This window comes from Serratia sp. CY33802 (assembly GCF_052169095.1).
Taxonomy (GTDB): domain Bacteria; phylum Pseudomonadota; class Gammaproteobacteria; order Enterobacterales; family Enterobacteriaceae; genus Serratia; species Serratia bockelmannii.
The window spans coordinates 224,766-239,565 of sequence record NZ_JBJNLL010000001.1 but is presented as its reverse complement, the minus strand read 5'-3'; the positions used below and the strand labels follow the sequence as shown (position 1 = coordinate 239,565).

The 14,800-nt window shown below is 57.2% G+C and carries 10 protein-coding genes; 6 read left to right on the top strand and 4 right to left on the bottom strand.

Annotated elements, in window-relative coordinates:
* The first annotated feature begins 20 nt into the window (after positions 1 to 20).
* On the top strand, positions 21 to 599 hold the full coding sequence (locus ACJ8HA_RS01175; RefSeq protein ID WP_197813467.1) for a TetR/AcrR family transcriptional regulator: 579 nt from the start codon (positions 21 to 23) through the stop codon (positions 597 to 599).
* On the opposite strand, the gene ACJ8HA_RS01170 is transcribed toward ACJ8HA_RS01175, so the two are convergent.
* Both ACJ8HA_RS01170 and ompC read right to left on the bottom strand, forming a co-directional pair.
* Positions 593 to 1,009, bottom strand: coding sequence for a VOC family protein (locus ACJ8HA_RS01170; protein WP_025303633.1), 417 nt, complete (start codon positions 1,007 to 1,009; stop codon positions 593 to 595). The two genes, ACJ8HA_RS01175 and ACJ8HA_RS01170, sit on opposite strands and share 7 nt — an antisense overlap.
* Positions 1,010 to 1,167: 158 nt before the next feature.
* Complete coding sequence (ompC, locus tag ACJ8HA_RS01165) at positions 1,168 to 2,298, bottom strand: porin OmpC (RefSeq protein ID WP_025303634.1); 1,131 nt, start codon at positions 2,296 to 2,298, stop codon at positions 1,168 to 1,170.
* A 702-nt stretch (positions 2,299 to 3,000) separates the two neighbouring features.
* Here ompC and ACJ8HA_RS01160 point away from each other — a divergent pair.
* From ACJ8HA_RS01160 to rcsB, 4 genes are read left to right on the top strand one after another with little or no spacing between them, the layout of a single operon-like run.
* Positions 3,001 to 3,408, top strand: coding sequence for a DUF4186 domain-containing protein (locus tag ACJ8HA_RS01160; RefSeq protein ID WP_062826730.1), 408 nt, complete (start codon positions 3,001 to 3,003; stop codon positions 3,406 to 3,408).
* A gap of 54 nt (positions 3,409 to 3,462) precedes the next feature.
* Positions 3,463 to 4,617 (top strand): MFS transporter, encoded by a 1,155-nt coding sequence (locus ACJ8HA_RS01155; RefSeq protein WP_049294881.1) that lies wholly within the window; start codon positions 3,463 to 3,465, stop codon positions 4,615 to 4,617.
* Positions 4,618 to 4,637: 20 nt separating this feature from the next.
* The gene (gene rcsD, locus ACJ8HA_RS01150; protein WP_049207299.1) at positions 4,638 to 7,340 is read left to right on the top strand and encodes a phosphotransferase RcsD; all 2,703 of its coding nucleotides are present in this window, start codon (positions 4,638 to 4,640) and stop codon (positions 7,338 to 7,340) included.
* Entirely contained in the window at positions 7,333 to 7,983 is a 651-nt protein-coding gene (rcsB, locus tag ACJ8HA_RS01145; RefSeq protein ID WP_004935900.1) for a response regulator transcription factor RcsB, read from the top strand. Before rcsD ends, rcsB begins: the two co-directional genes overlap by 8 nt.
* 61 nt (positions 7,984 to 8,044) lie before the next feature.
* Here rcsB and rcsC read toward each other — a convergent pair whose 3' ends face one another.
* Together rcsC and gyrA are read right to left on the bottom strand one after the other, a co-directional pair.
* Complete coding sequence (gene rcsC / locus ACJ8HA_RS01140) at positions 8,045 to 10,906, bottom strand: two-component system sensor histidine kinase RcsC (RefSeq protein ID WP_089181144.1); 2,862 nt, start codon at positions 10,904 to 10,906, stop codon at positions 8,045 to 8,047.
* Positions 10,907 to 11,073: 167 nt separating this feature from the next.
* Complete coding sequence (gene gyrA, locus ACJ8HA_RS01135; RefSeq protein WP_043136507.1) at positions 11,074 to 13,716, bottom strand: DNA topoisomerase (ATP-hydrolyzing) subunit A; 2,643 nt, start codon at positions 13,714 to 13,716, stop codon at positions 11,074 to 11,076.
* Between the two features lie 212 nt (positions 13,717 to 13,928).
* Here gyrA and ubiG point away from each other — a divergent pair, with 212 nt between their 5' ends.
* The gene (gene ubiG / locus ACJ8HA_RS01130) at positions 13,929 to 14,654 is read left to right on the top strand and encodes a bifunctional 2-polyprenyl-6-hydroxyphenol methylase/3-demethylubiquinol 3-O-methyltransferase UbiG (RefSeq protein ID WP_043136511.1); all 726 of its coding nucleotides are present in this window, start codon (positions 13,929 to 13,931) and stop codon (positions 14,652 to 14,654) included.
* The last annotated feature ends 146 nt before the right edge of the window (positions 14,655 to 14,800 follow it).

Genomic DNA, 14,800 nt, shown 5'->3' with positions numbered 1-14,800 from the left:
AAATAGCCAGGGAGAAAATGATGACCGCCGATCTCAACGCCTTACCCGCCCGCCAGCGTATCCTGCTGACGGCGCACGATCTGTTTTATCAAGAAGGGATCCGCGCCACCGGCATCGATCGCATCATAAAAGAATCGGGCGTGACCAAGGTGACCTTCTATCGCCACTTTCCCAGCAAGAATGATTTAATTACGGCGTTTTTGACCTATCGCCATCAGCAGTGGCTCACCTGGTTCAGCACATCGCTGGCCCATCATGTGGCGCAAACCGGTGGGCTGCTGCCGGCGTTGGCGCCCTGCCTGGCGGAGTGGTTCGACGAACCGCGCTTTCGCGGCTGCGCATTTATCAATACGGCGGTGGAAATCGCCGATCTGCTGCCGGAAAGCCTGCACATCGCCAGCCGGCATAAGCGGCAAATGGCGGAGGAACTGGCACGTCACCTGCCCGCCGGCCCACGGCGGGAACAGCAGGCAGCAATGCTGGCGATGCTGATCGACGGCGCCATCGTCAGAGTGCAGATAGAGCGGCAACCGCAGGCGGCGCTGCAGGTGCTGAATGCCGCTCTGGCGTTGCTGGCACTAGGCGGGTTCGATCAGTAATTGGCCCAGATGCCCGGCGTCACCAGTTCTAACAGGTGGGCGTCGGGATCGCGAAAATAAATACTCTCCCCGCCGTGTTCCCAGCGCATCCGCCCCTCAATCTCCACGCCGTTGGCCGTCAGATGCCGTTCCCAGTGTGGCAGTTGCGCTTTCGCCACCGCCAGCCCGATATGCGCCGGCCCCACGCCATCGTGCGCAGGTATAAACCCGGTAGGATAGTGCGCCCCGCGCAGCGAGTCGCCCTCGATAAACAGCAACAGTACGCTTCGATCGCCGACGTTATAGGCGCGAAACCGTTCGTTAGCGACCATCGCCGGCAGTTTCAGCACCTCCCGGTAAAAAGCGTCCGCGCGTTCAATATCGCTGACGTACAGCACCGTTTCGATCACCTTGTCGATCTTGAGTTCCATATCATCCCCCTCTTTTTCTTTACTGACAGCGTAGGCTTAGAGGAGGAAAACCACGGTACTTCCCGTGCCGATAGCGGATCAATCCGTGCTTTTTTACCGGCTTACAGGCAAAAAAAACGCGGCCCGAAGGCCGCGCGATGACGTTCACACTGAGGTGCTTAGAACTGGTAAACCAGGCCCACGGCAACCACGTTGTCGGTGTTGATACCGGCAGCGTCGGTGAAGTCGTTGTTGTCCACCAGGTTGATTTTGTAATCAACATAGGTGGACATGTTTTTGTTGAAGAAGTAGGTCGCACCCAGGTCGACGAATTTGACCAGATCTTGATCGCCGTAGTCCTTGCCGTTGCCGGCGCGGCCCAGGTCTTTACCTTTGGTCTGGTTATAACCCACGAACGGACGCAGACCGAAGTCGAACTGGTAGTGCGCGTAGGCTTCGAAGCTCTGCGCCTTGTTGGCGTAGCCATAAACGCTGCTGTCAGAACTACCGAAACGCGCCGCATTGTAGGACTGGGTGAACATCACCGCCAGGTAGACGTCGTTGGCGTCATATTTCAGACCGCCGGAGTACCCTTCGGCCTTGTCGCCGCGACCCATGATGTTCTGATGACCGTTACCGCCGTTCTGCTCGCTGGTACGACGCGAGTTGAAGAAGGCACCTGCGGCGCTGATGCCGTAGCCCATGTCATAGCTCATGGACATACCGTAGCCTTCGCCGTTTTGACCCAGAACGTCACGACCGTTGTTGGTCTCTTCGCCGTTGCCGTTTTTACCCTGGTACTGCAGGGCGAAGTTCAGGCCGTCAACCAGACCGAAGAAGTCGTTGTTACGGTAGGTCGCCAGGCCGCTGGAGCGCTGGAACATGAACTGGTCGGCGCCGTAGGTCATACCGTCGAACTCAGGCTGCAAGTCGGTATACGCCGCGACGTCGTACAGCACGCCGGTGTTACGGCCGTAGTCGAAGGAGCCATAGTCGCCGAATTTCAGACCGGCGAAGCCGTAACGGGTGAAGTTCTTGTTGTCCTGGCTTTCAGCGTGATTCAGGTTCGCCTGATATTCCCACTGGCCGTAACCGGTCAGCTGATCGCTGATTTGCGTTTCGCCGCGCAGGCCAAAACGCATATAAGACTGATCGCCGTCCACGCCGTTGTTGCTGGAGAAATAGTGAAGACCGTCGACTTTACCGTACAAATCCAGTTTATTACCGTCTTTGTTGTAGATTTCCGCCGCGCCTGCTGTGCCTGCAACCAGCAGTGCGGGTACCATCAGAGAGAGTACTCGAAGTTTCATCGTTATTATCCTCGTTAATTATGTCGAGCTACGGCCACTGCCCTTTTCGAGCATTATTAGCACGACTGTGCATTACCATTCTGGTAACAAGGGTTATATTAATCCAGAAAGAAAATGATACCAAGTATCCGATAGTGTTTCAGTGTAATTAATAAAGGTTTCCAAATGTAAATACGCGCGAACTTTCACAAAACATTACAGACAAACAAAATAAAGCACTTAAAGACAAAGAATAGATTAATTGATAAAAAATCATGTAGTTATACATATCTTTAAGAAAAAAAAGCCAACCATACAATTGAGCCAGACAATAAGCACATTGTGCCAAAACGCCGTCCGCACGCAGCCGCTATAATCACCTCGCTATCATCATTATTTTCATTATTACCTTCATTATCCGAGATCCGAGGATAATTTCTGCACTCCTTTAACCGGCTTCTGGCCGGTTTTTTATTTTTCTCCATACTCTCCTCACAATTCCGACTCGTACAAATAGCACGCAAATAAATAACCTAATGATATAGTTTCATTAATTTACTTTCGCACTAATTGCTAATCTTTTCCCTTATTTTAGTCTACAAATTGAAATTACTTTTCATTTCGTGCTTTATCCCACCGATTATTTCCCGCCACAGGCACAATTAGCCGCAGAGTTTCAATTCTGATAACCTGAAAAAAGTGCACCTCCAGCGAGTAAAATTCATGATGCCCTTTCAACCCGACGTGCTGTGGCGGCGGCTACAAACCTCCCCCTTCCGCGCTCGCTTCCGTTTAAATGCCAAAGACCAGACTTATCTCGACGGCAAGGGATTGCCGCTGATACTCAGCCATGCCCGCGATTTTATCGACCGCCGCCTGGCCGCCGCCCATCCTAAGAATGACGGCAAGCAAACACCGATGCGCGGCCACCCGGTGTTCGTCGCCCAGCATGCCACCGCTACCTGCTGCCGCAGCTGTCTGGAAAAGTGGCACGGCATACCGCAAGGCGTCGCACTGAACGAGCAGCAAAAGGAGTATATTGTCCAAGCTATCGCGCTGTGGCTGGTGCGCAGAGGCGGTGCCAGGGAGATGTCAGGCGCGAATATTTTCGATCCGGATCGCGGATTGTGATAAAAACTGTCAGTAACTTTCACCATTCTTTTGACCCAAGATCCTGACGCTTACATGACAGCTACCTTGTGCAATGAACAGCAAACGCCCGGCATTCCTCAACAGATCGCCACCCGTCTGGCCTTTTTCGTCGCCGGTCTCGGCATGGCCGCCTGGGCGCCGCTGGTCCCCTTCGCCAAAGCGCGCATCGGTATCGATGACGGTTCGCTCGGCCTGTTGCTGCTCTGTATCGGCGCCGGCTCCTTGTTGGCGATGCCGCTGACCGGTTTCCTGACCGGCAAACTGGGCTGCCGCGCGGTGATCCTGATGGCGGGTCTGGGATTGTGTATTGATCTGCCGCTGTTGGCACTGATGGATTCCCTCGGCGGCATGGCCGTAGCGCTGCTGCTATTCGGTGCGGCAATCGGCATGATCGACGTAGCGATGAACGTTCAGGCGGTGATCGTCGAACGCGCCAGCGGCAAGGCGATGATGTCCGGCTTTCACGGTTTCTTCAGCATCGGCGGCATTGCCGGCGCCGGCGGCGTCAGCGCGTTGCTGTGGTTGGGGCTGACACCGCTGCAATCCACCCTGCTCACCGTGCTGGCGGTGATAGTCCTGCTGGCGCTTGCCAGCCGCCATCTGCTGCGTGAGAGCGGCGCCGACGACGGCGGGCCGATGTTCGTCTTGCCGCGCGGTTGGGTGATGTTCATCGGCATTCTGTGCTTTATCATGTTTCTGGCGGAAGGATCGATGCTCGACTGGAGCGCGCTGTTCCTCACCACGTTGCGCGGTGTCGAACACAGCCAGGCCGGTCTGGGCTATGCGCTGTTTTCCATCACCATGACGCTCGGCCGCCTCAATGGCGATCGGGTGGTGAACTCGCTGGGCCGCTACCGGGTGCTGCTGCTGGGCAGCCTGTGTGCCGCTTTCGGCCTGGGTCTGGCCATCGCCTTCAATCACGCCACCGTTTCGCTGGCCGGTTTCATGTTGGTCGGCCTGGGCGCCTCGAACGTCGTGCCGATCCTGTTCAGCGCCGCAGGCAACCAGCGCGACATGCCGGCCAATTTGGCGATCGCTTCCGTCACCACCGTCGGCTATGCCGGTATTCTGGCCGGCCCGGCGCTGATCGGCTTCATCGCTCAGTTTTCCAACCTGACGGTGGCCTTCGCCTGCGTAGCCGCTCTGCTGTTGGCGGTGACCGCCAGCGCCAGGGCCGTCACTCGCTGATTCAGGAATGCGCAGCCACTATGCAAAATAAACAACTGACCATAAGCTCCAGCAACATTACCCGCTGCTTCCTGCTGTTTATCGTGCTGCTGACGATCGGCATCGGTCTGTATGGCTACAACTACACCAATGCCTGGCTGGCGGAAAAGAAGTACACGCTCAATAGCATCGCCGGTTCGCTGCAAAAGCGTATCGATACCTACCGCTATATGACCTATCAGGTCTATGACAAATTCGGCAATGCGCCGGCGCAGAATGTCGATCCTGGTTTGCAGGAAACCCGCCTGCGGCCCGACGTCTATTATGTCGAGAAACCGCACAAGAAAACCGACGCGGTGATCTTCGGCAGCCATGACGAGAACACGCTGGCGATGATCGCCAACATCTCGGACTACCTGGATACCCGCTGGGGCGCCAAGACCGAGAACTACGCCATGTATTACCTCAATGGTCAGGACAACAGCCTCAGCCTGATCACTACCCAGCCGCTCAAAGAGCTGGCTTCGCGCTTTCGGGAAAGCTACCTGACCACCTCGGCGGACGAACGCCGCGCCGAGATGCTGCAGCAGGCCAATATGCTCGACGAACGCGAGAGCTTTTCCGATCTGCGCAAGCAACGCTTCCAGAACGCCTATTCGTTTTCGATTCGCACCACCTTTAATCAGCCGGGGCATCTGGCGACGGTGATCGCCTTTGATTTGCCGATCAACGACATCATTCCGGCCAATCTGGCCCGCGCCAATTTCCTGCTGCTGCCGGATGATGTCGATCTCGACGACAGCACCATCCCGTCGGAAACCGTCCTCGGTACCCATGCAACGATGAGCGGGGGCTGGGTGGAGTTCAGTGCCGCCCTGCCCAATGCGCCGCTGAAGGTGGTGTATCGCGTTTCGGCTATCAATCTGGCCATCGATCTGCTGCGCAACAACATCTGGCTGATCGCAGTCAACTTGCTGCTGCTGGCGCTGTCGATGCTGAGCATCTACTTTATCCGCCGCCAGTACATTCGCCCGAGCGAAAACATGGCAGTGGAACTGGAGGCCGAGCGCGCGCTGAATCGGGAGATCGTCTCCAGCCTGCCCTCCGGCCTGCTGGTCTACAGCTTCGCCAACAATACGGTGATCGCCAGCAACAAAATCGCCGAGCACCTGCTGCCGCATCTCAGCCTGCAAAAGATCGCCCATATGGCCGAACAGCATCACGGAGTGATCCAGGCGACGGTCAACAACGAGGTGTATGAAATTCGCATTTTCCGCAGCCAGCTCTCACCGGACACCTACCTGTTCCTGATGAACGATCAGGATAAAGAGGTGATGGTGAACAAGCGGCTGCAGCAGGCGCGGCGCGAATACGACAAAAACGTTCAGGCGCGCAAACTGATGCTGCACAATCTGGGCATCGAGCTGAATCAGCCGGTACGTCAGATGCACGATCTGGTCGACCGCCTGCACAACCGGCCGGATGAGGAACAACAGCAGGCGCTGCTGGGCCAGCTGACGACGGCGTCGGCTTCGGTACTGGAGTTGATCGATAACATCACCCTCCTGACCCGGCTGGAAACCCAGGACTGGCAACCCACACGCGAGCCGTTCAACCCAACGGCGCTGATCGACGAGTTACTGCTGGAGGCCCTGCCAGCCCTCAATCAAAAGGGGCTGGCGCTGTTCAAGCATTTCCAGCTGGACGTCGAGCAGAACTATATCGGCGACGCCAACGCGCTGCGCAAGGTGATCTCGCTGCTGGTGCATTACGCCATTATCACTACCGCCTGCGGCAAGATTTCTCTGGTCATCGACCATGAGCCCGAGCACCCTGACCGCCTGATTTTCCAAATCAACGACACCGGCTCCGGCATCTCCAACGAAGAGATCAGCAACCTCAACTATCCGTTCCTCAGCCAGACGCTGGTGGACCGCTTCAACCACGGTTCCGGCCTCACCTTCTTCCTGTGCAATCAGCTGTGCAAGAAGCTCAACGGCCAGTTGGACATTCGCAGCAAGGTGGATATCGGCACTCGCTACACCATTCGCGTCGCCATGGAGATGGAGAAAAAAGAACCGCAGGAGCAGGAAAAGCTGCTCGACGGCGTCACCGCCCTGCTGGACGTCACGTCGGATGAAGTGCGCGGCATCGTGACCCGCCTGTTGCAGGCCTACGGTGCCGACTGTCTCGTCGCCGAAGATCGCGCGGTCAATCGCGATTATGACGTGCTGCTGACGGATAACCCGCAGCGGGCCGATGACTACACCCTGCTGCTGGCGACCGATGAGCCGGGTTGGCAAGCGCTGGATAAACGCTACATTCGGGTGAACTACAACCTGAACGGCGCATTAATCGACGCCGTGCTGATGCTGATCGAACAGCAAATGGCCGCGCTGGAACAGGAAGAAAGCCCGCTTTCATTGAGTTCAGAAGATATCCAACTCTATGAAAAACAATTGAAATCAAGTGATTACTATGGGCTGTTTGTCGATACAGTACCCGACGATGTCAAAAAACTGTATACTGAGGCGGGCAGCAGTGATTTCAATGCGCTGTCACAAACCGCACACCGCCTGAAAGGCGTGTTTGCCATGTTAAATCTGCTTCCCGGCAAGCAGCTGTGCGAATCGTTAGAACAGCGCATCGCAGAAGGTGATGCGCCCGAGATCGAGAATAACATCAGTCAGATTGATTTTTTCGTCAGCAGACTGCTGAAGCAAGGTAGCCAACAACATGAATAACCTGAACGTAATTATTGCTGATGACCATCCTATCGTACTGTTTGGCATCCGGAAGTCACTTGAGCAAATTGAATGGGTGAATGTCGTTGGGGAGTTCGAAGACTCAACCGCACTGATCAACAATCTGTCCAAGCTGGACGCCAACGTGCTGATCACCGATCTGTCGATGCCGGGTGACAAGTATGGCGACGGCATCACGCTGATTAAGTACATCAAGCGTCACTATCCGCAGTTGTCGATCATCGTGCTGACCATGAACAACAACCCGGCGATCCTGAGCGCGGTATTGGATCTGGATATCGAAGGCATCGTGCTGAAACAAGGCGCGCCGACCGATCTGCCGAAGGCGCTGGCCGCCCTGCAGAAAGGCAAGAAGTTCACGCCGGAAAGCGTCTCTAAACTGCTGGAAAAAATCAGCGCCAGCGGCTATGGCGACAAACGCCTGTCGCCGAAAGAAAGCGAAGTGCTGCGTCTGTTCGCCGAAGGTTTCCTGGTGACCGAAATCGCTAAAAAGCTCAACCGCAGCATCAAAACCATCAGCAGCCAGAAAAAATCGGCGATGATGAAGCTGGGCGTCGAGAACGACATCGCCCTGCTCAACTATCTCTCGTCCGTCAGCATGACGCCGTTGGACAAAGACTAAAGCCCGCCTCACGGCAGGTGAACGCCAAACAGGCACGGCATCCGCCGTGCCTGTTTGTTTTTCAAGCCTCGCTGCGGCTGTAGCGCACCTGTTGACTGTAGTAAGCCAGCGTCTGTTCCAGCGTCTCCAGCGTAACCGGTTTCGACAGGCAATTATCCATGCCCGCCTCGAGACAGCGCTGCTTCTCTTCCGCCAGCGCGTTCGCCGTCACGCCGATTACCGGCGAGCTGAACTGCATCTGTCGCAGTTCCTGCGTCAGGCGATAACCGTCCATGTTCGGCATATTGACGTCGGTCAGCACAATATCGACGTGATGCTGTTTCAGTACGCCGAGCGCGTCGACGCCGTCGTTGGCGGTCACCACCTGATACCCCAGCGACCCCAGCTGATCGGACAACAGGCGACGGTTGATCGGATGATCGTCGACCACCAGCAGATGAATATCGCCGTTGTCCGCCGCGCTGGCCTTGGCGGGCACCGGCAGCTGCACCAGCCCCTCTGCCGCGCCGCCGCCGACGCCAAACAACCGGTTGAGCAAGGTCAACGTTTCACGCGGCGTGGAGGTGCTGTGCATCCAATAGCCTGGCCGGGTTTCCTGCGACGGGCCGATATGCTCGGTGGAGAATTGGATCTGAGCCAGCAGCGGCGTGTCCAGCATCAGCGGGTAATCGCTGAGCAGCACCTCACCGGCAGCGGTCTCCTGCCCGTCATAGCGTTGGATATCGGCGCCGTAACCGCCCAGGATCGCCATCAGGTAGCTTTCCAGCCGCTGATTGCGGATATCCAGCCACAGCCGCCGGCCCTGCCAGGTATCGCTGGCCTGCGGGATCGGGAACTGGGCGTTGAACAGCGGAATGCGAATGCTGAACAAGCTGCCCAACCCCGGTTCGGACTCGACAGAGACATCGCCGTCCATCAGGTTGACCAATTTTTCGCAGATCGCCAGCCCCAAACCGGTTCCCTGGAAGTGGCGCTGAACACCGGTCCCCACCTGGAAGAACGGGTCGAACAGGCGCGAGACCTCTTTCTCCGGAATACCGACGCCGGTATCGCGCACGCTGAACTCCAGGTAGCTGCCGCGGGTGCAGACCTGCAGCACGATACAGCCGGTATCGGTGAACTTGATGGCGTTGTTCACCAAATTGGAGAGCACCTGCTGTAACCGCACCGGATCGCCGAAGATGCGCTCCGGCACGTTCTGTTCGATAAAGCAGTACAGCCCCAGACGTTTCTTGACCACCAGCGGCAAATAGTTGCCGGCGATATGGGTGATCACCTCCAGGCAGGAGAACTCGCGCGGTTCGATCTTCAGCTGCTCGGACTCGATTTTGGAGAAGTCGAGAATATCGCTGATGATTTTCAGCAGCAGGCCGGAAGAGTTGTTCATCGCATTGACCAGCCGATCGACCCCTTGCGGCAACGCCTTGGTTTGCAGCAGATCGAGGTTGCCGATAATGCCGTACAGCGGCGTGCGCAGCTCATGGCTGACGGTAGCCAGGAACATCGATTTGGACTGGCTGGCCTGCTCCGCCGCCGCCGCCATCTCCTGCAACGACTCTTCCATCTTCACGCGCGCGCTGACGTCCACCAGCACGCAAATCGCCACCTCTTCGTTACGGTAGCGCGAGTGAACAAAGCTGATCTGCAGGTTGTTGTTGTTGCTGGTCATCACATCGACGAAATTCGCCTGCTGTTCGCAAATGATACGCGTAATGCGATCGCGATCTTCGTGGGTCAACAGGTTGATGTAGTTATGCGCCAGTTCGTTACTCAGGATATTGGTACCGTCGCTGATGCGCAGGATACAGATACCCACCGGCGCCGAGGCGACGATCTTGCGGTTGAACTGCTCGTGCTCTTCCAGGCGAAACGCGTTGTCCTCCGCCGGCAGGAACATCTTGCGCTCAAACAGCCACGCCAGCGTGAACAGCACGATGGCTGACAACAGGTTCAGCAACAGCGCGTTGAGGATCAGCATTTTGAAGCGTTCCACCACGCTTTTCACCGGCAGTGCATAGACGATGCTCAGCGAAGAAGGTGGCAGCGCTTTCTTCAGAATCAGGTCGCGGTAATTGTCGACATAGCCGAAGTACGCGTGCTCTACGGGATAGCTGTTAAGTGAGGCGGCATAACGATCGCCGTCCGCCAGACGCAGCACCGGCTCGTTGTTCTCATCCAGCAGCGTGACGCCGATCGGCAGGTTGCCGGCGGTAACGAAATCCTCCAACCGAACGGTTTGTTCGATGCCCAACAACGCCTCCAGCTTGTTGCCGATATAGATCGGCGTCAGTACATACAGATAACCGACGTCCGGCCGCTGCGCGCTGGGGCTGATCCAATACAGGTTGTTGTCTTTGTCCTGATTCTTGGCGTTGCGGTATTTCAGAATGCGCTCGTGCAGTGACTTCAGCACATTTTCCCGATTGGCACTCGCATTGCCGCCGCCGAATTCTGCCATACACAGGCTATCGCCGCCGATGAAGAACACCCGGTTGAGATCGTATGCCGCTACGAAGTTCTCTTTCCAATACTGGATCAGGCCGCTCAGTGAATCGAGCGAACTGCGGTAGGTGGTGCTCAGCGCACAGTTGGACTCCGGGTACAGCGGAAAGAATTGCGGCGGGCTGCCCTTGCCGGGAAACACGCCGCTGAACATGTCCAGGCTGCTGACTGACCCGTTGAGGCGGTTCTCCGCCATATACTTGATGTCGCGGATGATGTCGGCGGAATGGCGGATATAGCCCTGTGCCTGGTCGAAATTGAGGTTGTACTCCTGCCGGATGTCCGATTCTTTCTGATGCAGGATATTCAGAATATAAAAGGTGGTGAGCAGCGCTCCCAACGACCACAGCAAAATCGCCAGCACCCGGAACAGATAGCGGGATATCTTCAGCGTAGTTCGAAAAGAGGCTAAGTATTTCAATCGGATACCATACGAAAGTCAGTGGCGGCGCACGCTATCGCCGGCACGGCGGCCGGCGGCTCGGTGCGCCAATTAAACCATATAACTGAAAAAGGGCCTAGCATCGCTGCCAGGCCCTTTTGTCTCAGTGCATTACGGTGTCGGCATGCCGACGCCCTCACCTTGCTTTAAACGTTGTCGTCGTCCATCGGCTCAGCCGCGTCGTCGCCATCGTCCAGCGGCGTGGTGTCTTCTTCCACCGCTTCCGCGCCCGGTTCCAGGCTATCCAGCTCTTCGTCTTCCACCGGTTCGGCCACGCGCTGCAGACCGACGACGTTTTCGTCTTCCGCCGTGCGGATCAGCGTCACGCCCTGGGTGTTACGGCCCACCACGCTGACTTCCGAAACGCGGGTGCGCACCAGCGTGCCGGCATCAGTGATCATCATGATCTGGTCGCTGGTTTCCACCTGCACGGCGCCAACCACCTGGCCATTACGCTCGCTCACCTTGATGGAGATAACCCCCTGGGTGGCACGTGACTTGGTCGGATACTCGGTCACGGCGGTACGTTTACCGAAGCCGTTTTGCGTGACGGTCAGAATGTCGCCTTCGCCGCGCGGCACGATCAGTGAGATCACGCTGTCGCCTTCGCCGAGGTTGATGCCACGTACGCCGGTCGCGGTACGGCCCATCGAACGCACCTGCGCTTCCGGGAAGCGCACCACTTTACCGTTGGCGGAGAACAGCATCACTTCGTTGCTGCCGTCGGTCAGATCGACACCAATCAGCTCGTCGCCCTCGTTGAGGTTGACGGCGATGATGCCGGCGCTGCGCGGACGGCTGAACTCGGTCAGCGCGGTTTTCTTCACGGTACCGCTGGCGGTGGCCATGAACACGTGGCGCCCTTCTTCATACTCGCGTACCGGCAGGATGGCGGTGATACGCTCATCGGCTTCCAGCGGCAGCAGGTTGACGATTGGACGACCGCGCGCGCCACGGCTGGCTTCAGGCAGTTGGTACACCTTCATCCAGTACAGGCGGCCACGGCTGGAGAAGCACAGGATCGTATCGTGGGTGTTGGCCACCAGCAGGCGATCGATAAAGTCTTCTTCTTTAATACGCGCGGCGGACTTGCCTTTGCCGCCGCGGCGCTGGGCTTCATAGTCGGACAGCGGCTGATACTTCACGTAGCCCTGGTGAGACAGGGTCACCACCACGTCTTCCTGGTTGATCAGGTCTTCGATGTTGATGTCGGAAGTATTGGCGGTGATCTCGGTGCGACGGCCGTCGTTGTACAGCTCTTTGACCGCCACCAGCTCTTCGCGGATCACTTCCATCAGGCGCTCTGGGCTTTCCAGAATAAAGATCAGCTCGGCGATGAAGTTGAGCAGCTCTTTATATTCTTCCAGCAGCTTTTCGTGCTCCAGGCCGGTCAGTTTCTGCAGACGCAGATCCAGAATCGCCTGAGCCTGCTGCTCGGTCAGGTAGTACTTGCCGTCGCGGATGCCGAACTCCGGCTCCAGCCACTCAGGGCGGGCGGCGTCGTCACCGGCGCGTTCCAACATGGCGCTGACGTTGCCCAGATCCCACGGCTGAGCTACCAGCGCGACTTTCGCTTCCGCCGGGGTCGGCGCACGGCGAATCAGTTCGATGATTGGATCGATGTTGGCGAGCGCGATAGCCAGCGCTTCCAGGATATGGGCGCGATCGCGGGCCTTGCGCAGTTCGAAGATGGTGCGGCGGGTAACCACTTCGCGGCGGTGGCGCACGAAGGCTACGAGGATGTCTTTCAGGTTCAGCAGCTTAGGCTGCCCCTGATGCAGAGCGACCATGTTGATGCCGAAGGTGACCTGCAGTTGCGTCAGCGCATACAGGTTGTTCAGCACCACTTCGCCGACCGCATCGCGTTTGACTTCGATCACGATGCGCATGCCGTCTTTATCGGACTCGTCGCGCAGCGCGCTGATGCCTTCCACGCGTTTTTCTTTCACCAGCTCGGCGATCTTCTCGATCAAACGCGCCTTGTTCACCTGATACGGGATCTCGTGAACGATGATGGTTTCACGCCCGGTCTTGGCGTCGGCTTCCACTTCCGCGCGCGCGCGCAGGTAGATTTTGCCGCGCCCGGTGCGGTAGGCCTCTTCAATACCGCGGCGGCCGTTGATGATCGCCGCCGTCGGGAAATCTGGCCCCGGAATGTGTTCCATCAGCCCTTCGATGCTGATGTTTTCATCGTCGATATAGGCCAGGCAGCCGTTGACGACTTCCGCCAGGTTGTGCGGCGGAATATTGGTGGCCATGCCCACGGCGATACCCGATGCGCCGTTAACCAGCAGGTTCGGGATCTTGGTCGGCATGACGGCCGGGATCTGCTCGGTGCCATCGTAGTTAGGCACGAAGTCGACGGTTTCTTTTTCCAGATCCGCCAACAGTTCGTGAGCAATCTTGGACATGCGCACTTCGGTATAACGCATCGCCGCGGCGGAGTCGCCGTCGACGGAACCGAAGTTACCCTGACCGTCCACCAGCATGTAGCGCAGTGAAAACGGCTGAGCCATACGCACGATAGTGTCATAAACCGCGCTGTCACCGTGTGGGTGATATTTACCGATCACGTCCCCGACGACACGGGCCGATTTCTTGTATGGTTTATTCCAGTCGTTACCCAATACGCTCATCGCGTACAGAACGCGGCGGTGAACCGGCTTCAGTCCATCACGAACATCTGGCAGCGCACGTCCGACAATAACGGACATCGCATAGTCCAGATACGAGTTTTTCAACTCGTCTTCGATGTTTACCGGTGTGATTTCTCTGGCAAGGTCGCTCATGGAGCTGCTATCCCTCTACTAATGATTCATCTGCCCGCTGCCATAGTGGCAAAGGTGTAAAACTATATCACAAAGCACGCTTTACGGGAAAATAACCGCCGCTGTTTCACGGAAATTGTGCAGATAAGTGCGCTAAAAACGCATCGGCGCAGACGATGCCGCGCCGGAACATGTATAATCCGCGCAACGAGAACAAGGAGCCAGACCCGCCCATGAACGCAGAATCATCCAGCCGAGTGCAAAACGTTGACCATCAGGAAATCGCCAAGTTCGAGGCCGTCGCCTCCCGCTGGTGGGATCTGGAAGGCGAGTTCAAACCGCTGCACCGCATCAACCCGCTGCGCCTGAACTACATTATGCAGCGCGCCGGCGGCATTTTTGACAAGCAGGTGCTCGACGTGGGCTGCGGCGGCGGCATTCTGGCGGAAAGCATGGCGCGCGAAGGGGCGCAGGTGACCGGCCTCGACATGGGTGCGGAGCCGCTGCAGGTCGCCCGGCTGCACGCGCTGGAAAGCGGCGTCAATGTGACTTACGTGCAGGAAACGGTGGAAAGCCACGCTCAGGCCAATCCGCAGCGCTACGACGTGGTCACCTGCATGGAGATGCTGGAGCACGTGCCCGATCCGGCCTCGGTGGTGCGCGCCTGCGCCCATCTGGTGAAACCGGGCGGCCACGTGTTCTTTTCAACGATTAACCGCAATACCAAAGCCTGGCTGATGGCGGTGATCGGCGCCGAGTACGTACTGAAGATGGTGCCGCAGGGCACCCACGATCATAAGAAGTTTATTCGCCCGTCCGAACTGATCGGCTGGGTCGACGGCACGCCGCTGCGCGAAAAGCACATGATCGGCCTGCATTACAACCCGATCACCGATCATTTCAAGCTTGGGCGCAACGTTGACGTGAACTACATGGTGCACACCCAGCACGAAGGTTAAGCACGGTAAACCGCGCCGGCCCTGCATTACCGGGGGGCGGCGCCAACGCGGTATTAGGAAAAATACCTAATTTCCGCGACTTCGATCAAAATAGCGGTTGTAGACAGTTTTTTAGAATATTAAATCAGATCAATATGCCGTTTTTT